Origin of the sequence: Limnohabitans sp. 15K, from assembly GCF_002778285.1 — a bacterium.
Classification (GTDB): Bacteria; Pseudomonadota; Gammaproteobacteria; order Burkholderiales; family Burkholderiaceae_C; genus Limnohabitans_A.
Map to the genome: position 1 here is coordinate 578,654 of NZ_NESM01000001.1, position 21,462 is coordinate 600,115.

The 21,462-nt window shown below is 57.3% G+C and carries 21 protein-coding genes; 9 read left to right on the plus strand and 12 right to left on the minus strand.

Going from position 1 to position 21,462, the window contains the following annotated elements:
* Positions 1-19: 19 nt before the first annotated feature.
* Entirely contained in the window at positions 20-817 is a 798-nt protein-coding gene (locus B9Z40_RS02685) for an enoyl-CoA hydratase (protein WP_100171768.1), read from the plus strand.
* Positions 818-847: 30 nt separating this feature from the next.
* Positions 848-2,071 (plus strand): CaiB/BaiF CoA-transferase family protein, encoded by a 1,224-nt coding sequence (locus B9Z40_RS02690; protein WP_100171769.1) that lies wholly within the window; start codon positions 848-850, stop codon positions 2,069-2,071.
* A 36-nt stretch (positions 2,072-2,107) separates the two neighbouring features.
* Here B9Z40_RS02690 and B9Z40_RS02695 read toward each other — a convergent pair whose 3' ends face one another.
* Positions 2,108-3,091, minus strand: coding sequence for a tripartite tricarboxylate transporter substrate binding protein (locus B9Z40_RS02695; RefSeq protein WP_100171770.1), 984 nt, complete (start codon positions 3,089-3,091; stop codon positions 2,108-2,110).
* A 125-nt stretch (positions 3,092-3,216) separates the two neighbouring features.
* Positions 3,217-4,548: a serine hydrolase gene (locus B9Z40_RS02700; protein WP_199172473.1), complete on the minus strand. Its 1,332-nt coding sequence runs from the start codon at positions 4,546-4,548 to the stop codon at positions 3,217-3,219.
* A gap of 153 nt (positions 4,549-4,701) precedes the next feature.
* Between B9Z40_RS02700 and B9Z40_RS02705 the strand changes: the two genes are divergently transcribed.
* Positions 4,702-5,685 carry a tripartite tricarboxylate transporter substrate binding protein gene (locus tag B9Z40_RS02705; RefSeq protein WP_100171772.1) on the plus strand — a complete coding sequence of 328 codons (984 nt, stop codon included), beginning with the start codon at positions 4,702-4,704 and terminating at the stop codon, positions 5,683-5,685.
* A 39-nt stretch (positions 5,686-5,724) separates the two neighbouring features.
* On the opposite strand, the gene B9Z40_RS02710 is transcribed toward B9Z40_RS02705, so the two are convergent.
* The 7 genes from B9Z40_RS02710 to B9Z40_RS02740 form a co-directional block, all read right to left on the minus strand.
* Positions 5,725-6,663: an NAD(P)-dependent oxidoreductase gene (locus tag B9Z40_RS02710; protein ID WP_100171773.1), complete on the minus strand. Its 939-nt coding sequence runs from the start codon at positions 6,661-6,663 to the stop codon at positions 5,725-5,727.
* 91 nt (positions 6,664-6,754) lie between these two features.
* Positions 6,755-7,846: an adenylate/guanylate cyclase domain-containing protein gene (locus B9Z40_RS02715; RefSeq protein ID WP_100171774.1), complete on the minus strand. Its 1,092-nt coding sequence runs from the start codon at positions 7,844-7,846 to the stop codon at positions 6,755-6,757.
* Complete coding sequence (locus B9Z40_RS02720) at positions 7,843-9,924, minus strand: PAS domain S-box protein (RefSeq protein WP_100171775.1); 2,082 nt, start codon at positions 9,922-9,924, stop codon at positions 7,843-7,845. Before B9Z40_RS02720 ends, B9Z40_RS02715 begins: the two co-directional genes overlap by 4 nt.
* A 60-nt stretch (positions 9,925-9,984) precedes the next feature.
* On the minus strand, positions 9,985-10,683 hold the full coding sequence (locus B9Z40_RS02725) for a glutathione binding-like protein (protein WP_100171776.1): 699 nt from the start codon (positions 10,681-10,683) through the stop codon (positions 9,985-9,987).
* 2 nt (positions 10,684-10,685) lie between these two features.
* Complete coding sequence (locus B9Z40_RS02730) at positions 10,686-11,381, minus strand: glutathione S-transferase family protein (RefSeq protein ID WP_100172875.1); 696 nt, start codon at positions 11,379-11,381, stop codon at positions 10,686-10,688.
* Positions 11,382-11,412: 31 nt separating this feature from the next.
* Positions 11,413-12,288 (minus strand): AEC family transporter, encoded by an 876-nt coding sequence (locus B9Z40_RS02735; protein WP_100171777.1) that lies wholly within the window; start codon positions 12,286-12,288, stop codon positions 11,413-11,415.
* 102 nt (positions 12,289-12,390) lie between these two features.
* Positions 12,391-13,299, minus strand: coding sequence for a LysR family transcriptional regulator (locus B9Z40_RS02740; RefSeq protein ID WP_233204761.1), 909 nt, complete (start codon positions 13,297-13,299; stop codon positions 12,391-12,393).
* A 135-nt stretch (positions 13,300-13,434) separates the two neighbouring features.
* On the opposite strand from B9Z40_RS02740, the gene B9Z40_RS02745 reads away from it, so the two are divergent.
* The gene (locus B9Z40_RS02745; RefSeq protein WP_158238052.1) at positions 13,435-14,373 is read left to right on the plus strand and encodes a DMT family transporter; all 939 of its coding nucleotides are present in this window, start codon (positions 13,435-13,437) and stop codon (positions 14,371-14,373) included.
* Between the two features lie 77 nt (positions 14,374-14,450).
* Here the strand turns inward: B9Z40_RS02745 and B9Z40_RS02750 are convergent, their stop codons facing one another.
* The gene (locus tag B9Z40_RS02750) at positions 14,451-15,362 is read right to left on the minus strand and encodes an SDR family NAD(P)-dependent oxidoreductase (protein WP_100171780.1); all 912 of its coding nucleotides are present in this window, start codon (positions 15,360-15,362) and stop codon (positions 14,451-14,453) included.
* A gap of 144 nt (positions 15,363-15,506) precedes the next feature.
* On the opposite strand from B9Z40_RS02750, the gene B9Z40_RS02755 reads away from it, so the two are divergent.
* Entirely contained in the window at positions 15,507-16,403 is an 897-nt protein-coding gene (locus B9Z40_RS02755) for an NUDIX hydrolase (protein ID WP_100171781.1), read from the plus strand.
* 54 nt (positions 16,404-16,457) lie between these two features.
* Complete coding sequence (locus B9Z40_RS02760; RefSeq protein ID WP_233204762.1) at positions 16,458-16,823, plus strand: Hpt domain-containing protein; 366 nt, start codon at positions 16,458-16,460, stop codon at positions 16,821-16,823.
* On the opposite strand, the gene B9Z40_RS02765 is transcribed toward B9Z40_RS02760, so the two are convergent.
* Together B9Z40_RS02765 and B9Z40_RS02770 are read right to left on the minus strand one after the other, a co-directional pair.
* Positions 16,808-17,809, minus strand: a complete 1,002-nt coding sequence (locus B9Z40_RS02765) for a tRNA-dihydrouridine synthase (RefSeq protein ID WP_100171782.1) — start codon at positions 17,807-17,809, stop codon at positions 16,808-16,810. The genes B9Z40_RS02760 and B9Z40_RS02765 overlap by 16 nt on opposite strands.
* Positions 17,809-18,327: a GNAT family N-acetyltransferase gene (locus tag B9Z40_RS02770; RefSeq protein ID WP_100172877.1), complete on the minus strand. Its 519-nt coding sequence runs from the start codon at positions 18,325-18,327 to the stop codon at positions 17,809-17,811. The genes B9Z40_RS02765 and B9Z40_RS02770 overlap by 1 nt, the downstream gene beginning before the upstream one ends.
* 92 nt (positions 18,328-18,419) lie before the next feature.
* Here B9Z40_RS02770 and B9Z40_RS02775 point away from each other — a divergent pair, with 92 nt between their 5' ends.
* From B9Z40_RS02775 to B9Z40_RS02785, 3 genes are all read left to right on the plus strand, one after another.
* Positions 18,420-19,268: a c-type cytochrome gene (locus B9Z40_RS02775; RefSeq protein ID WP_199172474.1), complete on the plus strand. Its 849-nt coding sequence runs from the start codon at positions 18,420-18,422 to the stop codon at positions 19,266-19,268.
* Positions 19,265-20,599 carry a c-type cytochrome gene (locus B9Z40_RS02780; RefSeq protein ID WP_199172475.1) on the plus strand — a complete coding sequence of 445 codons (1,335 nt, stop codon included), beginning with the start codon at positions 19,265-19,267 and terminating at the stop codon, positions 20,597-20,599. The genes B9Z40_RS02775 and B9Z40_RS02780 overlap by 4 nt, the downstream gene beginning before the upstream one ends.
* A gap of 78 nt (positions 20,600-20,677) precedes the next feature.
* Positions 20,678-21,433 (plus strand): SDR family NAD(P)-dependent oxidoreductase, encoded by a 756-nt coding sequence (locus tag B9Z40_RS02785; RefSeq protein WP_100171783.1) that lies wholly within the window; start codon positions 20,678-20,680, stop codon positions 21,431-21,433.
* Positions 21,434-21,462 lie beyond the last annotated feature (29 nt).

A 21,462-nucleotide genomic window follows, 5' to 3' on the forward strand; every position in this document is an offset into this window, starting at 1 on the left:
ACTGACTTGGAGTCGCTTCATGAGCTTTTTAAAAACTGACAAGATGGCCGCCCACAAAGACAATCATGTGGGCTGGATCACCTTCAACAACCCGGCACGCCACAACGCTGTGTCGCTCGATATGTGGCAGGGGCTGGCGGATATTGCGAACGAATTTGCACGCGATGACGAGATCCGAGTGGTGGTGGTGCAAGGGGCCGGCGACAAAGCTTTTGTGTCGGGCGCAGACATTTCGGAATTTGCCCAGCAACGCGATTCTGCCGAAGCGACCCAACGGTATGACGCGGTGGCTCAAGAAGGCATGCAAGCCCTGAAAAATCTCAACAAACCCACCCTGGCCATGATTCAGGGCTATTGCATTGGCGGCGGCGTGGCCGTGGCGCTGAACTGCGACATACGGATTGCATCAGACCCGTCACGCTTTGCTGTGCCTGCAGCCAAACTGGGGCTGGGCTATGAATTCGACGGGGTACGCAAACTGGTAGACATTGTCGGTCCGTCATTTGCGCAAGAAATATTTTTTACGGCACGGCAATTCAGCGCACCCGAGGCCCTTGCCATGGGGTTGATCAACCGCATGGTGCCCAAAGAAGAGCTGCTGGCGTATGTGACCCAATATGCCAACACCATCGCGGCCAACGCGCCCATGACCGTGGCCTCGATCAAAACCATTGTGGGTGAAATCGTCAAAGACGCGTCTTTACGCAATGTGGCCATGTGCGACCAATTGGTAGCGCAGTGCTTCAACAGCGCCGACTTCACCGAGGGGCGCACCGCCTTCATGGAAAAACGCAAACCGGTGTTCACTGGCCGCTGAAATGTTCACGCTGATTCAAGAAAGCTCCCTATGAAACTTCCCCTGTCTGGCCTGCGTGTTCTTGATCTGACCAACGTCTTGGCTGGCCCTTATTGCAGCATGGTCCTGGCAGACATGGGGGCCGAGGTCATCAAACTCGAAAACGCAGACAAAGGCGACACATCGCGTCAGTTTGAGCCACAGGTCAATGGCGAGTCGTATTGTTTTGCAGTGCTCAACCGCAACAAACAGAGCATTGCCCTGAACCTCAAAGACCCAGCGGGGCTGAAGATCGCCCAACAGTTGGCGTCCAAGGCAGACATCGTGCTGGAGAACTTTCGCCCGGGTGTGGTCAAGCGCATGGGGTTGGACTACGAACGCATTCGGGCAAACAACCCCGGCGTGATTTACGCCTCCATGTCAGGTTTTGGCCAGACCGGCCCCTATGGCCAAAAAGGCGGCTTTGACATCATTGCCCAGGGCATGTCCGGCATCATGATGATGACCGGCGAGCCCGGTGGACGTCCCGCCAAAGTGGGTATTGCGATGAACGACATTGCCAGTGGCGTCACGGCCCTGTCGGGGATTTTGGGTGCCTTGATTGGCAAACTGCGTTTTGGCGAAGGCCAGTACTTGGAGACCTCGCTTTTGGAAGCGGGGCTGGCCTGGACCCCTTGGGAATTCGGTGCCTATTTTGGGTCAGGTGAGATCCCTACCGCCACCGGAACCCGCCACAGGCGTTCGGCCCCTTACCAGGCCTATCGAACCTGCGATGGCTTTGTCACGGTGGGTGCAGGCACCCAAAAAATGTGGGTGAGCTTTTGTGAAAAAGTCATCAACCAACCCGACTGGTTACAACGCCCTGAATACCTGACACAAGCACTGCGCGTCAAAAATGTGGATGCGCTTGAACGCGACATTGAAACAGTGACGACACAACAAACAACGGCCCACTGGGTGGCGCTGCTGGATGCGGTGGGCATACCGGGGGGACCGGTTTTTGGCTACGAGCAAGCTCTGCACGACCCACATGTACTGGCCAGGCAAATGGTGCACGACATGGATCACCCCATCATTGGTCGCATGAAGACCTTGGGCTTGCCCATCAAATCGAGTGGGGCCTTGGGTAGCATACGAATGCCGGCACCGTGGCTGGGACAACACTCCAACGCTGTGCTTCAACAACTTGGCTATTCAAGCGATGACATAGACCGCTTGTTCGCGAATGGGACTGTATTTGACCAACACCCAGACAAGACGCATCCCGAGGTTTGATGGCCTGCCCTGGGCGACACTGCTCAATCCAAGCGTTCAACTGTCCAAGGTAATTTTGGCGCGGCGGATCACATCGCCCCACTTCAAGTTGTCCAGACGCATTTGCTCACCGATTTGGGCCAGTGGCATGCGGCCCACTTCTTCCACACCCGTCTTGCGCAAAGCCTGCAGAACCTCGGGGTCATCCATGGTGGCGCGAAACGCTGAACGCAAGCGTTCCAAAGCCTCCGCAGGCACACCTGCGTTGGTCACAAAACAGTTCCAGGGTTTTTCGTCAAAGCCCTCAAAACCTTGCTCTGCAATGGTAGGCACCTCGGGCATGGTGCTTGAACGCTGGCCAGCAGACACGGCCAAAGCACGGATGCGACCGGTTTGAATATGCGGCATGGCAGGCCCCAGCGTAGAGACGGCCACATCCACCTGACCACCTACCAAATCGGCCATGTACTGAGCCGCCCCCTTGTAAGGCACATGGTTCATGGCGATGCCCGCACGCTGCTTGAAAATCTCTGCAATCAGGTGGTGCGGTGACCCCACACCTGCACTGGCGCAATTGAGTTTGTTGGGGTTGGCTTTGGCAAACGCAATCAGCTCTTGCAAATTGCGAACAGGCACAGACGGGTGGACCACCAGCACAAAAGGCAACTCGCCCAAATGGACCAGGGGCGTGAAAGCTTTGAGCGGGTCATAAGACACTTTGCGCATGTTGGGCACATAAGCAAAAGCGGTGCTGTCAATCAAATGGACGGTGTAGCCATCGGCGGGCGCTTTTGCGGCAGCATCTGCGCCAATGGTGGTGCTGGCGCCGGGTCTGTAGTCCATCACGATGGGTTGTCCCAGCAATTTCTCGGCCTTGCCCCCCACAATCCTGGCCCATTGGTCAGCCCCACCACCTGCGGGATAGGGCACGATCATTTTGATCGGCTTTTCAGGAAATGGCCCGGCCCATGCTCTGCCCATCACACCCAGCGAAGCGGCACTCAGGCCAGCCCATTGAATCCACTGTCGTCTGCTGCTCATGTTTCGACTCCTGTTGATTAGGGGTCATTGATGATGTAACTCTGATGCATTCTTGGCTGTAATCCGCGTGACAGGCGGGTAGCTTGGGCTTGATGGCCGAGAGCAAAGACTCGGCAAGATTGGCTTTATCGAGTCATGGCGCCATAAACCAAATTTTGAACTTGCTCTCTGTAGTATTTTCTCAAATCGCCTGGCGCGGCAGTGCCAAAGACAACCACCAACTTGGCTTGCGGATCGGCAAAAAAGCCCGTTCCATAAGCACCATTCCAGCTGTATTCACCAACATTCCCAGGCACTGCTGCCAAGCCAGGCTCGGTCCTGACCGCAACGCCCAAACCGAATCCGTAACCTTCACGGTGTGGCTCAACAACGGCCACTCGGTTCACGATGTTCTTGTTCATTTGATCACTGGTCATCAATTGAACGATCGCTGGGCTCAAAATTCTTCGGCCATTGAATTCACCACCGTTCACCAGCATTTGTCCAAATTTGAGGTAGTCGGGAACTGTGCCAAGTGAGCAGCCGCCACCGCACTGGAATTTGACCCCAGAAACAATCGGTAAAATGCTTTGCGGACTGTTGTTGAGGGGGTTGAGTTTGAAGGGGTGAGCCTGTCTCGATTTTTTATTGTCAGCGACATGAAAACCGGTATCACTCATGCCCAATGGTGCCCAAATGCTTTCACGCAAATAGGTGTCCAAACTTTTACCCGATACTTTTTCAATGACAGCGCCAAGCACTTCGTGCGAGAGGCTGTACTCAAACACGGTTCCAGGTTGGTAAACCAGTGGAACCTTCGTGATTTTTGACATGAACTCAACAGTTCCGCTCATATTGGCCGCGTCGTTACCAGAGGGGTAAAGATTTGCTGCCGCACCGGCTGTGTCTGGTCGGCCGCCGTATGTCAGCCCAGATGTGTGGCGCATCAAATCTTGAACGGTCATCGGATTTTTCACGTTCTGATAATCCATGGTTCCATCTGCTTTTTTGGTGGCCACTTTCATGTTGGCAACATCTGGGTAGTAGTCGGAGACCTTGCTGAACAGTGGCAGTTTTGCTTGTTGCGTCAACGTCAATGCTCCGACTGAAACCATGGGCTTGGTCATGGAGGCCAGGGCAAAGATGCTGTCAACCTTCATGGGCTCCTGTGTTTCGGGGTTGAGCGTGCCATGCGCTTTCAGATAGACAAGTTTTCCGTTTCTGACAATTCCGATGACGCTGCCAGGGACCCGTTTTTTCTCTATTTCTGATGCAAAAAAAGCATCGATGCGCTTTAAGCCTTCGGCAGAAAATCCAGCTTCATTCAATGTTGATATTGGTATATCCAATGAACTGGGTTTGTTGACAAATTCATTGGCTTGGCTGGTCGTTGCAATCAATGCCGCTGAAACGGTGAGCAGAAGTTGAAATTTCATGATGGGGTGAAGAGATGTTGGATGACGCAACAATCCTGACATAAAGAACTCCCTTTCTCTAGGGGGTTTTCTCTAGGGAAGGTCGCTCTTCATTGGGTCAATAACGGCAGGGAAATCGAGCATCAATCTACGGTTTATTTATGTGATACTGACATCGCCACCCTCGACGGTTGCACCCCATAACAAGGAGACAACATGCGTTTAAAACACCCTTTGAAACGAGTTTTAGCTGTGGCCTTCACCGCAGCACTTTTGCCGCTCAGTGCGCTCGCACAATCGTATCCGTCCAAGCCCATCAAAATGATTGTGCCGTTCCCAGCAGGAGGAACTACTGACATTGTGGCCCGTTTGGTTGCACAAAAGATGAGTGAGTCCATGGGGCAACCTGTCACGGTGGACAACCGGGGCGGCGCTGGGGGCAACATTGGTGCAGATTTGCTGGCCAAGTCACCAGCTGATGGCTACACCATCATGATGCACAACCTGTCTTTCCCTTTGGCGGCGGTGGCTCAGGCATTGGCAAACCGCCTGCCGTTCAACGTCGATACCGACTTTGCTGGCGTGTCCATCGCTATCTACGTTCCCTTCATCTGGACGGCCAGTCCTTCGGTGCCGGCAAAGGATCTGCGCGAATTGGCCACTTTGCTGAAAAACAACGCCAATTTGCAATACAACTATGGATCAACAGGCCCTGGTTCGACCATGCACGTTTTGGGCGAAGCATTTAAAAAAGATGCGAACGTCAACATGACGCATATTCCTTTCAAAGGCGCAGCCCCTTTGAAGCAAGAAATGTTGGCAGGTCGCTTGCAGGTAGGAGGTGATCAGTTGTCATCATCCTTGGCCGAACTTAAAGCAGGCACCCTGAAGGCCCTGGCCACAACGGCTTCCAAACGCATCGCAGGTTTACCCGAAATCCCCACGGTCAAAGAACTGGGTTATCCCAACTTGGAACTGGAGGGTTGGAACGGTGTTTTTGCTCCGGCCAAAACCCCCAAAGACATCATTGATCGTCTTAACAAAGAGGTCATTGCTGCGGTGCGCCACCCCGATGTGGCCAAGCGGCTGGCCGATCTTGGCGCAGAAGCGGTGGGTTCCAGCCCTGCAGCCCAAGATGCTATTTTGCGTAAACAAATGGACCAGTTCCGCGGCATCATCCGCGAGATGAAAATCGACTGAGCCGAACCAGGGCCAGCTCATCGCTGGCCCACATTGTCTTTATTTGCCGACGCCGCCTTGGTTCAACCACCAAACAGGCAACTCGGTACAGTCTTTGTCGTCCAGACCGTTTTGTGCGGCCTGGTTGAACTTTTCCAAAGCCAACGATGTGAGCGGCAAATCGCGGTGTGTGAGGTGGCCTTGCGCCACCATGGTTCTCAGGTCTTTGCGCATGGTGGCCACATTCACTGTCACCTGATCGCTCTTCTTTTGCTTCAATGTTTGTGCAATCATGGTCCCGCGAACCTTGAGCATGTTGGGCCCACCAGAGCTGTCTGACAAGATGTCGATCACACGCTGCGGGTCCAAGCCCAATGGCTCGACCAGCGACAACGCTTCGCTCAACGTTTGCCAGTACACCATGAGCGGGAGATTGACCGCCAGCTTCATGGTGGCACCCGCGCCATGCTGACCCACATGCTCTACCCTTTTGCACAGGGTTTGCAGCAGCGGCAATACTTTTTCCAAATCAAGGGCATCTCCGCCCACAAAACCCAAAAGCTTGCCTTCTTTGGCCGGCCCCACACTGCCGCCCACAGGGCACTCTAAAAAGACCGCGCCCAACGCAGAAATTTGTGCGGCCATGTCTTTCGGTTTGGCCGGCTGAACAGTGCTCATGTCGATGAAGATTTTGCGATTGTCAAGCTGTGCCCGACCACTGGCGTTGGAAGCCGCTTGCATGGTGGCCAATTCGGCCAGCAGGCCGTTTGGCCCTGCATAGACTTCATCCAAGGCTGCCTCATCCGTGAGCAATGTCAAAACCACATCGACAGCGGCGGTCAACGCTTGGGGGCTTTGCGCCCACTTGGCCCCAGCATCCCGCAAGCCTTGCGCCTTTTGCGAGGAGCGATTCCAGACCGTCAGGTCATAGCCTTGACTCAACAAGCGAGTGCCAATCGCTGCGCCCATTTTGCCAATGCCTGCAATACCGATTTTCATTTCATCTCCTCAGAATGGATCTCTATTTTGCTCGGAATATGGCCTTCCGAAGAAATAATCGGGTCTCTTGGTTGGTCTTTGGCTTGCCCAATCAGTTGAAAGCTTTGTTCAAAAACCAAGTGTTCATCTCACCTTTGCCTTTGACATCAATGACACCACGATGCTCTAACGAGAAGGGGTGGGTCAAAGCTTGTTGCGTCGCCTCACTCATCTGGATCCGGCCCGCGATGCCATGAGACTCCATGCGGCTGGCGGTGTTCACCACGTCTCCCCACAGATCATAGAGAAATTTGCTCTTGCCAATGACCCCAGCGACTGCCGGACCTGTGCTGATGCCTATTCGGATGTTCAGTGGGTACTGCCCTTTGGCGTTGAAGTCTTGAATGGCGTCCAGCATGTCCAGCGACATGTGTGCCGCGCGATCTGCATGGTCTGACACCACCACGGGTAAACCCGCCGCTGCCATGTAGCAGTCGCCAATGGTTTTGATTTTTTCGAGACCACGACGCTCGGCAATGTGGTCAAAACGTGTGAAGAGATCGTTCAACACACCGACCAAGACCTCGGGACTCACGCCTTGGGAAAAGGCTGTAAAACCCACAATGTCTGCAAACAACACGGTCACTTGGGCATAGCTGTCCACAATGGCTTGGTTCAGGTGATTGGCCGTGAGTTGGGATCGCCCTTTCAAACGCTCAACAATGGCTTGGGGCAAAACGTTTTGCAACAGCATCTCTGACAATTCTTGCTCCACCAAGACTTGTTCGTAAAGTTTCTTGGTCTCCAAATTCAACAATCGCACTTGCAGCAGGTTTTGCACCCGCGCCAGCACCTCGGCGATGTCGAAAGGCTTGCTCACAAAATCCAAAGCGCCAGCTTTCAAGGCCCGCAGTTTTTCGTTCGGCTGGGCCGTGATGACCAGAACTGGCAAGGTGCCGTCGCCCTCCAGGCCTTTGAGGTCCTCCATCACTTCGAAACCGTCCATCTCGGGCATGTTCAGATCCAAAAGGATCAGGTCGTATCTTTTTTGGCGATGCAGTGCCACCACCTCGGCTGGATTTTGTGTGGAAGAAATGTCTTCATAACCCGCGCTGCGCAGCAAACGCTCAAGCAAAAGCACATTGGCAGCTTGATCGTCCACGATCAGGAGCTTGGCCTTCAGGATGTCGGAGGTGTGGATCACGGTTTTTCCCTTGACAGCGCCAAGTCCAAGGTGGTCATGAGTTCTTCCACCACGATGGGTTTGGTCAGGTAACGAAAGAAGCCCAATTGCCGCCCCACTTCAATGTCTCGCGACATGGCATTGGCGCTGAGGGCCACGACGGGAATATGCGCTGTGGCAGGGTCTTCCCGCAGCGCCTTCAAAGCCTCGATCCCGCTGATGCCGGGCAAGTTGATGTCCATCAAAATCACGTCTGGCAATGCCGACCGAGCCAGCGCGATGCCCAGCGAGCCGTCCACCGCCTTGAGCAGCTGAATGTCTGATCGGCGATCGATCAAGCGTTCGACCAACTTCATGTTGGCCGGGTTGTCCTCGATGTACAAAAGCGTTTTCGGCGGGGCATCCATCGGCGCAGGGGCCAGCTTGGGCGGTGCTTGCTCGTGTGCGACAACCTTGAGTTCTGGGGCAGGCGTGCTGCGCAGCTCCACCCAAAAGACACTCCCCTCGCCCACTGTGCTGTCCACCCCCAGAACACCGCCCATGAGTTCGACCAATTGTTTGGTAACCACCAGGCCAATGCCAGTGCCCGCCACGCTGCCTGCCTCTTGGCCCAAGCGATTGAAGGGCTGAAAAAGTTGGGCCATTTTGTCTGGCGTCAGGCCTGCACCTGTGTCTTTGAAACTGATGCGAATGCCATCAGGAGAGATGGCGGTGCAGGTCACGCTGACCAAGCCACTGGGTCGGTTGTATTTGATCGCGTTCGACAACAAATTGATGACGATTTGCTTGAGTCTTGTTTGGTCTGCCCAAACGAAGCTGGGCTCGTCAAACTGCGGAAAGGTCATGACGATGCCGCGCTGCTGGGCTTGTGCTTCCATCATGGCTTGGCATTCAGACAAGACCTCTGACAAGGCGATAGGTTCCAGCGACAAGGACACTTTGCCCGATTCCACCACGGAAAGGTCCAGGATTTCGTTGATCAACTTCAAGAGGTGCCATCCCGCCTGGAGAATTTGGGTGATGCTTTCTTTTTGCACATCGGAAGGTGGTGGCGAGGCCGTGGCCATCAGCTGCGCAAAGCCCAAAATGGCATTGAGTGGGGACCGCAATTCGTGGCTCATGCCCGACAAAAAATCGGACTTCGCCAAATTGGCCTTTTCAGCAGCAGATTTGGCACTCTCCATTTCCACATTGGTTTCTTGCAAAGCTTGCTCAAAGCGTTTGCGCTCGGTGACGTCACGTGCGGCCGCGAACACGCCCTGCAGGGTGCGGTCTCGGTCATAAAAGGTGGTGGCGTTGTACGACACCACCGTTTTCTTGCCATCACGCGCACAGGCCGTGAGTTCGTAATCCGTGACCTTTTTGTCGCTCAGCACCAGTTTGATGCCCGCCTCGGCCCGCGCTGGATCGGTGAAATAACTTTTGAAAGGTGCCCCAATGAGTTCGTCGCGTGTGCACCCTGTGAGCGCTTCCATTTGTTTGTTGACGTCGGTGATGATCCCGGCTGGGTCGGTGGTCATCAAGGCGTCGATGTTGGACTCGATCAGCGACCGTGTGTAGAACTGTTGGTCACGCAAGCGTTGGTCCAGCTTCTGCTGCTCAGCCTCCACCTGTTTGCGGGCGGTGTTGTCGGTGCCGATCAACAAGTAACCGATGATGACCTTGTCGATGTCCCGCAAGGCGGTGACCGAAACCACCGCCGGGAAACGGCTGCCGTCTTTGCGGATGTAGGTCAGCTCGTAAATGTCCTCAATGCCCCTGGATGCTTTGAAAACCAGCGCCTCAAATCCCGGCGTGATGGGGGTGTCAAACTCTGAGCTCAAGGCCCCCGCCCGGGTAATCAACTCTTGGGGGTCTGAGATTTCGGCCGGGGTGATGGTGTTCATCACCTCGGCCGCCAAATACCCCAACATGCGCTCCGCGCCCACGTTGAAAATTTGGATCACGCCCTTGGCGTCTGTCGCGATGCTGGAGAAGTTGGCGCTGTTGAAAATGGCGTTTTGCAACGCCCCTGCTTTGATCACCGCTTCTTCTCGCCTGACTTCAGTAACTACCTCCTGCGTAACGTGACCGACGTCGAGAGGGTTGTTGGGTTGCATGAGGTGGTTTGGGTGGCGAACAGGCGGGGTTAAAAAGTGAAAGTTGGCGCATGGCAGGTCTCAGCGCACGGTTTTGGCATCTTGCCCAAAAAGAATCGCCTTGGCCTTCTCATCCACCGTGGGTGCGGTGTTGACCGATTTGGCAAGCTCGTAGGCACGCTGTGTGGCGGGCCGGTTTTGAATGCGCTCAAACCAGGCCTTGAGGGCAGGAAACTGGTTCAAGTCTTGGCGCTGACGCTCATGCGGCACCACCCAAGGGTAAGCGGCCATGTCCGCAATCGAATAGTCGCCGCAAATGTGGTCGCGGCCATCGGACAAGTGTTTGTTGAGCACGCCGTACAAACGTGAAGTCTCTTTGACATAGCGGTCCATGGCGTACGGCAATTTTTCAGGCGCGTACTGGACAAAGTGGTGGTTTTGACCGGCCATCGGGCCCAAGCCCCCCATTTGCCAGAACAACCATTGCAAACATTCGTTGCGGCCCCGCAAATCGGCAGGGATGAATCGGCCCGTCTTATCCGCCAGGTAAAGCAAGATGGCACCCGACTCAAACAGCCCAATCTCCTGCCCACCATCTTGTGGCGCGTGATCAACGATGGCCGGGATACGGTTGTTGGGCGCAATGCGCAAAAAATCAGGCGCAAATTGCTCACCTTGGCTGATGTTGATGGGCTTGATGGCATAGGCCAAACCCAACTCCTCCAACAACATCGTGACCTTGTATCCGTTGGGGGTCGTCCAGTAATACAGGTCAATCACTTTCAGGCCCCTTTGCTTTCGAGTCGCTCGTTCGACGGGAACAGCATTTTTCGTGCGTCGGCATCCACTTCGGTTTTGAAAGTGAACTGGGTCTTCAAGGCTTCGGCACGCTGGGCGGCCGGACGCAAATTGATCTCGTCAAGCAAGCGTTTCACATGGGGGAGTTTTTGCCACGCATCTGGCCCAAGAACAAACGGCACAACCCTTGCCCAGCCCCAAACCGACATGTCCACAATGCTGTACTCGTTGCCCATCATGTAGGGCTGATGCGCCAGTCGGTCGTTGATCAAAAGCCAATGACGCCATGCTTCGAAGTCATAACGGTTGACCGCGTACTCTTTCGGCTCAGGTGCAAAGTGCTTGAAGTGAACCGCTTGCCCGCAATAGGGGCCAATGCCGGTGGCCACAAACATCAACCACGAGTACATCTCGGCTTTGTTTTCTGGCGTGTTGGCGGGTACAAACTGACCGATTTTTTCGGCCAAATAGATCAGCATGGCGTTGCTGTCAAAAACGCGGATGTCACCATCGAGCATGGCAGGCGTCTTGGCATTGGGGTTAACCAATTTGAAAGCCTCGCTGTGTTGTTCACCTTTGCGTGTGTCCACCGGAATCAACTCATAGGGCGTACCGGTTTCTTCCAGGTACAGCGCAATCTTCAGAGGATTGGGAGAGGGGTGGAAATAGAACTTGATCATGAACAGACCTTTCAACAATGAAATGAGGAAATCAAAGGAATGCGAGCCAAATGCCCAAGGGTAAAAAGGCCAGGCTGAAGATGTGTCCCACGATAACAGTAGACGCCACCTTGTGCGGTTGGACCTGGTATTTGTCGGCCAGCATGAAGTTGAAAACCGCTGGGGGCAGACAAGCGAACAAAATCAAGGCCCCACGCTCCACGCCTTGCAGCGGCATGAACGCCAACAAGCCATAAACCACGGCCAAGCGGATGACCAGCACCCACACCGAGGCTTGCGCACCGACTTTGGCGTCTTGGACTTGGCTGCTCGCCAAACGGGCCCCCAAGGACATCAGCATCATGGGCACCAACACATTGCCGATCATGGTCAACGAGGTTTGAAGCCAAACCGGCAGCTCCACTTGCCACTGCGAGCTGGCCACGCCCAACACGGTAGCCCACACCAAGGGGTTCGCGTAAACCATGCGCCAATCGATTTTGCCGCTCATGATGCCCGCGCCCACCGTGAAATGCAGCACATTGGAGATGACGATCAACACCACCGCGGGGCCCATGCCCTCCGGGCCGTAGGCCAAAGCGATCAAGGGAATGCCGACGGGGCCCACGTTGGTGAACATGACACAGGGCAGAAATGCGGCCTTGCTCACGCCCGACAAAGAAGCCAAAGGCCAGGCCACCAAGCCGCTGATAAAAATTACCGCTATGGCGGCGCCGGTGAAAGTCAAGGCGGCAATCGGGTCAAACGACTTGGCCGACAAAGACGTGAAGATCAAGACGGGCAGCGCAATGTCCACGATCAACTTGTTGGACCCGGCCAGATCCGGCTTGACGCGGCGGCTGTAGAAAAAGCCCACCAGCGCCAGCACAAAGATGGGAAGCGTGATGGCTGCAATTTTTGAAAACATGGTTTGGATCTCGTGGTGTGGCTCTGAGGCTTCGGGGCATTATGTTTGACGAGACGCAACACGAAGTTCGCTTGAGTTTGCCAATCGAACAAATGACACTCCTCACCTGCCAGTAGCGCTCATGTTGCGTGCCACATGCTCGACAAATGCCTTGACCTTGGCCGAATGCTGGCGTTCTGGTGGGCTGACCACATGGATGGGCAATTCCGGCGACACCCAGTCACGCATCAACTGCACTACTTCGCCTGTGGCCAATTCTTGCTCGAACAACCAAGTTGGCGAATAACAAATGCCCATCCCACTCAAAACGCCCGCCCGAATCACCTCACTGCTGTTGGTTTCCAAATGCCCCTGCACACGCACCGCCGTGCTGGCCCCAGGCTTGGTCCCAGCGGGTACCACCCGCTGAAAAGACCACAGGTTGCGACTGAGTGACTCGGTATAAACAATGCAGTTGTGCTCGGCCAAGTCTTGTGGGCTGGCCGGTGGTCTTAAGTCTGGAGGCAGCGCTTCAAGGTAAGACCTGTGCGCCATCAACATGCGCTGCGATGTGCCAATGCGCCTGGCCAGCAACCCGCTGTCGGCCAGTTCACCAATGCGGACGGAGACATCGATGCCCTGCTCGATCAGGTCAACGAAACCATCGTGCAGTCGCAGGTCCATTTTCACGTCCGGGTGGGCCAACATGAACGTTTTGACCAAGGGCATCAGCTTGAGCCGCCCAAAACCGACCGAGGCTGCGACGCGCAAACTGCCGCGCAGTTGTGCCACCTCTGAACGTAGGCCCGACTCGGCCTCTTCGATCTCGGCCAACAACCTGCGGGCTTGCTCAAAGTAACGCCCGCCCTCTTCGGTCAAAGCCAATGAACGGGTGGTTCTGACCAGTAATTTCGCGCCCAAGACCCTTTCGAGTGCCGCCACTTGTTTGCTGATACCGCTTTGGGTGGCGTGCATTTCATGGGCCACCGCCGAAAAACTGCCCGACTCCACCACCCGCACAAAGGTTCTCATTGCAGAAAGTTTGTCCATACCGGCACCATTTATTCCATAAAAGACTAAGTCATACAACAAAAACCAGTCTATCCCAGCTCAATGGAATCATTCAAAGTCGGGGCACCGCAAAATTTTAAAGACAAGAACATCACCATGGCCCAGCCAAACCCCTTGAATGCGCCCAAAACCCCGGGCACAGACACCCGCACCTTGATCCTGGGCATAGGGGTGGGGTTGATGGCCGCCAGCATCGGTGCGCTGTACACCGTCTTTGCCCGCTGGGGCATGGCAAGGGGCTTAACTTCACCGGACTTGACAGCGCTGCGATTTGGCGTGGCAGGCTTGGTCACAGCGCCCTTGCTGCTGATGGCCTTGGTTCAGCAACGCCACGCCTTGTTGGAAAAATGGCGGGTGTGGCTGGCGGTGTCGCTGCTGGCTGGCACGCCCTTTGGTTTGCTCATGTTTGGTGCATTGCAGTTTGCGCCCACCAGCCATGCCGCCGTTTTTCCATTTGCGTCCATGAGTGTCATGGGCATGCTGCTGGGTGCCTGGGTGTTGAAAGACCCGCTCACCCGCCGAAGGGCCACAGGCATTGCGCTTGTTCTGGGTGGCTTGTTGTTGGTGTCCGGCGTGGATGCCGCCAGTTTCACGGCCAGCGCCTTGTTGGGCGATGGCATGTTCATCGCAGCAGGCACGTTGTGGGCAGGCTTTGGCAGCTTGCTCAGAAAACACCAACTGCCCCCCTTGCTCGCCACCGCCGTGATTTCGTTTTCGGCTTTGGTCACTTACGTGCCCGTTTACCTGTGGACCACCGGGGCAGCCGGACTGCTGGCTGCCAGCCCTGAAGTGTTTTGGACCGAAGTCTTGGTGCAGGGCCTGATCGCGGGCGGCGGCACCTTGTTCACCTACGCCAAGATGGTCTCGATCTTGGGGCCAGCGCGAGCCGCCATCTTTCCGGCCTTGGCCCCCGGGCTGGCCGCCTTGATGGCTTGGCCAGTTTTGGGGCATTTGCCTGCCAACCTAGAGGTCGCAGGTTTGCTGGTCGTCATGTTGGGCTTGTTGCTGGCTGTGACCGGATCACGCCGAACATGAACATCATTCGCTATTGACAGCGAATGCCAAGTGCGATGCAACAAGCAGTGCGTGTTGGCGGGTGATCGTGACTGGTTTTACCCACCATGCGCCGCCAAGGCCTTGCCCACTTCCAGTGCGCCCTGCGCTGAACCCGAAAGCGGCACAGTTTCGCCTTGGCGATCGGTCACCTGCGCCATCGCTGCAGCCAGGCGGTCGGCGGTGTCGGGGCCTACGCCCAAGTGCACACCTTGCGTCAGGGTGATGTGTGCCACCTCAAAGCTGCCTGCACCTGCACAAATGATGGTCCGGTTGGGCGCGTCCACGCTGGCCATGACCAGCATGGCAGGTACCACGGCGCTGGGGTCCAGGGCTTTGAGCACTTGCTCGGGCATGAGGCCTTCGGTCATGCGGGTGGCGGCCGTGGGGGCCAGGCAGTTGACCCGGATGTTGTTTTTTTCACCCTCAATGGACAAGGTTTGCATCAGGCCCGCCAGCGCCATCTTGGCCGCGCCGTAATTGGCTTGGCCAAAATTGCCATACAAACCGCTGGACGACGTGGTCATCACCACTCGGCCATAGTTTTGCGCCTGCATGAGGGGCCACACCGCTTTGGTGCAGTGCACCGCGCCCATGACGTGCACGTCCATGACCAGTTTGAAGTCGGCCAACTCCATCTTGGCAAAGCTCTTGTCACGCAAGATGCCGGCGTTGTTGACCAAAATGTCCACACGGCCCCAGGCATCCACCGCTTGTTGGACCATGGCTTTGACCGCCTCAAAGTCGGTGACCGAAGCGCCGTTGGCCAAGGCTTCACCGCCTGCTGCGCGGATTTCGTCAACCACGGCCTGCGCCGCCGACACCGAGCCGCCGTCCCCACGCACATCGCCACCCAGGTCATTGACCAACACTTTGGCCCCACGGGCAGCCAGCGCCAGCGCGTGCTGCTTGCCCAAACCGCCGCCTGCGCCCGTGACGATGGCGACTTGCCCTTTGAAATCGATGGTCATGTGTTTTCCTTGGTGTGAATGTGTGTGTGAATGGGTGACAGGGACTTGGATCAACGTCTGCTAATCTGGTTGTTTACCCCCCAACTGGGGCTCACTTTAAAACAAGCAGCCCACAGACTGTGTTGCACGATTGACAGCTTGCCCATGGAACTGAACACCCAAATCATCACCACGCCACCGCTGGACTCTGCCTCGGTGGTTCTGCTGCGAGACAGCGCCCAAGGCCTGCAAGTGCTGCTGCTCAGACGCCATCAAGCGTCCAGCGTGCTGGGCGGGGCCTATGTGTTTCCCGGTGGCAAGCTCGATCTGGCCGACCAAAGTCCGGCGGTGCTGTCGCGTCTGAGCCAAGAGCCGTCGACTCTTCACCAGCGCCTGGCCGAACCCGACTTGAACCCGGAGCGAGCCGCCGGCTTGTTTGTTGCAGCCATTCGGGAAGCGTTTGAGGAGTGCGGCATCTTGCTGGGCCAAGCTTTGGCACCGCAAGCCAACACCAGCGTGTCCACTGACTTACAAGCCCTGCAAAACGCATTGGCCAATGGCCAAAGTTGGGCAGATGCTTTTCAGGCGCTGTCGCTTCGCTTGGCCACCGACGCTTTGGTGCCTTGGACCCGGTGGATCACGCCACGGCAGGCCTCGGTCACCCACAAGCGTTTTGACACCCGTTTTTTCATCGCCCGCGTGCCCGAGGGCCAAACCGCAGCACACGACAACCACGAAACCACCGAAACCCTTTGGACCACGCCCCGTGAGGCGCTGACCCGGTATTGGGACCATCAGATTGAATTGGCGCCGCCCCAAATCATGGGCTTGGTTCAACTGGCACGGCACACCGACACCCACAGTGCCTTGGCCGAAGCGCAGAGCCGCCAACCCCCGGTGGTGGAGCCCGAGCCTTTTGACCACGATGGCATTCGCACGATTTGCTACCCCGGCGACCCGAGACACTCTGTGAAACAAGCGGCTTTTCCGGGGCCCACCCGTTTGATGTTCAAAAACAAGCGCTTTGAGCCCGAGACAGGTTTGTCAGGTTTGTTGGGTTGACATTCTTGGGTATTACAATTTGTAACCTTATTGGATGCAACCTCTCTTGACTTTATGAGCTCTCTCGCCGAACCGATTTACCTGTCTATTGACCGGGCCATGGAATTCATCGGGGATGCCAACGGGGTTTTGACCCTGTTGAAAACCTTGCACCAAACCTTGGGTGATGACTTGCCGCGCATCCAAGCGCTGTTGGATCAAGACGATATGCACGGCGCCAACCGCTTGCTGCACCAACTCAAAGGCTTCACCCCGGTGTTTTGTGTCGACAGCTTGGTGGAACTGGTGGTGAATGTCGAGCACCTGAGCAAACACGCCGAGTCATCGGATGTCCGCACCGCCTACAAGCGCCTGGCGCCTCAGTTGGAAACACTTCGTACCGAAGTGGCCACTCACCTGAGCCTTCACTCAGCCACCTGATTGGCCAGCCACTGGTCGATCTTGGCGGGGTCGTGCAGCAAGCGCAGCTGCTCGAACGCCTCTTGCGCCTCGGGGTAGACACGGCGCAAAAAATTGAGCCACTGCTTGAGCCGGCCAGCGCGGTGGCGCGGCGCCACACGCAAAGCAATGCCCTGCCAAAACAGCCGCATCAAACCCACAATTTGGCCCCAAGTCACTGCCTTCGCAGACAAACCTGTGCAGGCCGCATCGTGCTGTGCGATGGCCAAGGCCAGCCCCGGATCTGCCACCATGCCCCGCCCGATCATGATGCGGTCACAACCGGTCACGTCACGACAACGCAAAGCGTCTGCCAAAGTCCAAATCTCGCCATTGGCCACCATGGGCATGCGCACATGCTGGCGCAAGTCGGCAATACGGTCCCAATACGCAGGCGGGCGGTAACCATGGGCCTTGGTGCGGGCATGCACCACCAAATCGCTGGCCCCGGCAGCTTCGATGGCCAAAGCACACTCTTCGGCGCGGCTGTCGTCGTTGTAGCCCAAACGCATCTTGGCCGATACCGGAATGTGCGCAGGCACCGCCCTGCGCACTGCTGCCACGATCTGCCCGACCAACTCCGGCTCGTCCAGCAACACCGCACCACCGCGGTGCTGGTTCACCGTCTTGGCCGGACACCCAAAGTTCAAATCAATGCCCGCCGGCTCCAACCTGGCCAACGCCGCAGCGTTGGCCGCCAAATAATCGGGGTCAGACCCCAATAATTGAACCCTGACGGGCACACCCGCCACGGTGCGGCTGTTGTTCAAGAGTTCAGGCGCCACACGAATGAAGGCGCGGCGCGGCAAGACGGTGTTGGTGACACGGATGAACTCGGACACGCACAAATCCACCCCACCCACCCGCGTGAGCATGTCGCGCAAGGTGTGGTCCAGCAGCCCCTCCATGGGGGCCAGCAGAATGCGTGCCCCAGAAGGCGTCAGGGGCGTCAGGGGCGTGAGGGGCATCAGCCCAGCTTGCGCTTGAGGCGCACTTCTTCCACTTTCACACCCCCCAAAGGCACGGTGCGGGCGGTGTTCATCTCGCGCTTGAAACCGGCCAGATCGTGAAAGCGCAGGGTTTGTTCGTGCAGCAAGGGCAGCCAAACCGTGACGTCGGTGCAGTCTTCGTCCTCCAGACCTTCGCGGGCTGCATCCCACAGAGCCAGGCCAACGCCTTGGCCAATGCGGTCGGGCGCAGCGTAAATGGCCCAGATTTCACCCGTGGTGTTTTTGGACTTGGGGTCGCGTGAGCGGTCAAAACCCACAAAACCCACAATGTCTTGGCCTTCAACCGCCACCATCACTTGCGGTTCACCGTATTCGATGGCTTCCTTCCAGAACGACACACGTTTGGGCATGGGCGTGGCATCCCAATGGGAGTCAGGCACTTGGCCTGCATACGCGGCGCGGCAGGCGCTCACATGCAATGCGGCGACAGCAGGGGCGTCTTTGAGGGTGGCGAATCGGACTTGGATATCGGACATGGCTTGAACAAATAAGAAAAAACACATCGCCTAAATACATGGGCATTTGGCGCAAAACCCAACATTGTCGCCGCTTCGGTTATCTTCAATCCATGAGGACCCTTTTCAAAGCCCAATATTTCAACTCTCTCCCGGTGGCACGCCCCCGCATCAAGCTCGCCAGCCGGGCTTTTGCTTTGGCCAACCAAGGCTTGGTGTTGGGCTTGCTGTGGGTCACATTGGGGTTGCTGGCAGGCCCCGCCAGTGCACAAACGCCCGCCCGATTCACCGATGACATGGCCGAGCGCACAAGGGCCTGCACCGCCTGCCACGGCGACCAAGGCCGCGCCGGGCCAGATGGTTATTACCCTCGCTTGGCAGGCAAACCCGCCGGTTACTTACACAACCAGTTGCGCAATTTCGCGCAAGGTCGACGCCATTACGAGCTGATGGCCCGCTTGGTCGACCCCTTGACCGATGCTTACATGGGCGAGATGGCACAGTACTTTGCCGACCTGAAACTGCCCTATCCCGCACCCACCGCCAACAACGCCATCACCCCCGAGCGGCTTGCCAAAGGCCAGCAACTGGTCACACAAGGCGATGCCACGCGCGGCCTGCCCGCCTGCACGCAATGCCACGGCACCCGCCTCACGGGTATGAAGCCCAACGTGCCTGGCCTGCTGGGTTTGCCCTTGGACTACCTGAACGCCCAACTGGGTGCTTGGCAAACCGGTCAACGCCGTGCCCACGCGCCGGATTGCATGGCCGAGATTGTGAAACGCATGCCCGCGCAAGACCTGATCGCGGTGTCCAGTTGGTTGGCACGCCAGCCGCTGCCTGCCGACACCCGGCCGGCCGATGGGCCTCCAGCGGGGCCTGCTTTGCCTGAAGCACTGCGCTGCGGGAGTGCGCCAGAACTGTCGACCTCGCGCACAGCACAGACCGGGGGCCGCCCATGAAACAGTTCCTGCAAACCATGCACCCCGTCAAGCGACTGGCTTGGGTCACGCTGACCAGCCTCTTGGTATTGGCCCTTGGTGTGGTGGTGGACAACTGGGGGGACCTGTTGAACCCCTCCAAAGTTGCCCCTTTAGCCTTGGTCAAAGACCAAAAAGCCCAAATTGAACAAGGCCGCTACTTGGCCTTGGCGGGCAATTGCATGGCCTGCCACACCACCCGGGGCGGAACGCCTTTGGCGGGTGGGCGCCGGATCGAGACGCCCTTTGGCGGCGTGTACAGCAGCAACCTCACGCCCGACCCCGACACCGGTTTGGGCCGCTGGACCACACACGACTTTTGGCAAGCCATGCACCTGGGCCGCTCCAAAGGCGGGCGTTTATTGACCCCAGCTTTCCCCTACAACCACACCAGCGTGGTGACCCGCGAAGACAGCGACGCGGTGTTTGCATGGCTGAACACCCTGCCTCCAGTGGCACAGGCGCAACCCGCCCACACCTTGGTCTGGCCCTTGGGCACGCAGCCTGCTCTGGCCGTTTGGCGCAGCCTGTATTTCCAGCCCAGTCCCTTCGAGGCTGAAAAGACCCAAAGCGCCGAATGGAACCGTGGTGCCTATTTGGTGCAGGGCTTTGGCCACTGCGCCGCCTGCCACAGCCCGCGTAACGCACTGGGGGCCCCTGGACCGGTGAACGATTTGTCGGGCGGCCTGATACCGGTGGTCAATTGGTACGCCCCTGACCTGACCCGCGATTTTGAGGCCGGCATGGCCAGCACGCCCCTGCCCGAGATCGTACGACTGCTGCGCACGGGCCAGTCTGCCACCGCGCAAACCAACGGCCCCATGGGCGAGGTGGTTCAGCACAGTCTGCAGCACTTGACCGAGGCTGACCTGCAGGCCATGGCGGTGTATTTGCAGTCGCGTGCACAAAGCACGCCGCAAGCCCAACTTACCGACACCAAGCCTTCACGCATCACGCTGCAAGTGGCCAACCAAGGCGCCAAAGTGTACGAACGCCAGTGCCTGCAATGTCACGGTGAGCAAGGCGCGGGCATGAAAACCGTGTCAGGCGATTTGGCCTACCCGGCTTTGGCGGGCAATCGCGCCGTGCTGCTGAAAGACCCGACCAACTTGGTGCAGCTGGTGCTTTACGGTGGCTATGGCCCCGTGACGGCGGGTCACCCTCGCCCCTTTGGCATGCCGCCGGCTGTGCTGGAGCTGGATGACCGCGACATCGCCGCCGTGCTCACCCACCTGCGCACCCAATGGGGCAACCAGGCGGGCGAAGTCACGCCTTTGCAGGTCAACCGGATTCGGGCTGCACAAGGCCGCTGAGCAGTGTGGTTACCCTGCAGGCCAAACTTGTCATGTGCGGCACCGCTTGGCCAAGGCCATGCCGTTAACATTTCGGGCATGACACACCACCTTTACATCTTGACAGGTGCCTCTCGGGGCATGGGCTTGGCCATGGCGCAGCAATTGCTCACACCCGGCAACAGCCTGCTTTGCATTTCGCGCCACACCAACGCTGCATTGGCCGCTGCGGCTCAAAACGGCCAAGTGCCGCTGATGCAATGGACGCACGATCTGAGCGATGGACAAGGGGCCAGCGAACGTCTGCGCGATTGGCTGCAAAGCCAAGACATGGCCTCTTTCGCCAGCGTCACGCTGATCAACAACGCGGGTGTCATTCCCCGCATAGGGCCCCTGAGCCAAGCCGATGCCCAAGATTTGGCCCAAGCGCTGCGGGTTGGGCTGGAAGCGCCCATGCAACTGTGCGCGGCATTTCTGGGGGCCACGGAAAGCTGGACCCTGCCTCGCAAAGTGCTCAACATTTCATCGGGCTTGGGGCGCTTTCCCATGGCCTCTCAAGCGGGTTATTGCGCCGCCAAAGCGGGCATGGACCATTTCACCCGCTGCATGGCGCTGGACGAGGCCTTACGCAGCCATGGGGCCAAAGTTTGCTCATTGGCACCCGGTGTGATCGACACCGACATGCAGGTGCAATTGCGCGGCGCGGTGGGTGAAGCTTTTCCGGACCAGTCGAAGTTTTTGCAACTCAAGGCTCAGGGCCAGCTCAGTTCGCCCGAACAAGCTGCCGAGCAGGTCTTGCGTTTTCTGGCCCGGCCAGACTTCGGTCAAGAACCCGTGGCAGACGTTCGGGCCTGAATGTCAGGCCGATGTAGCCATCGCGTCCG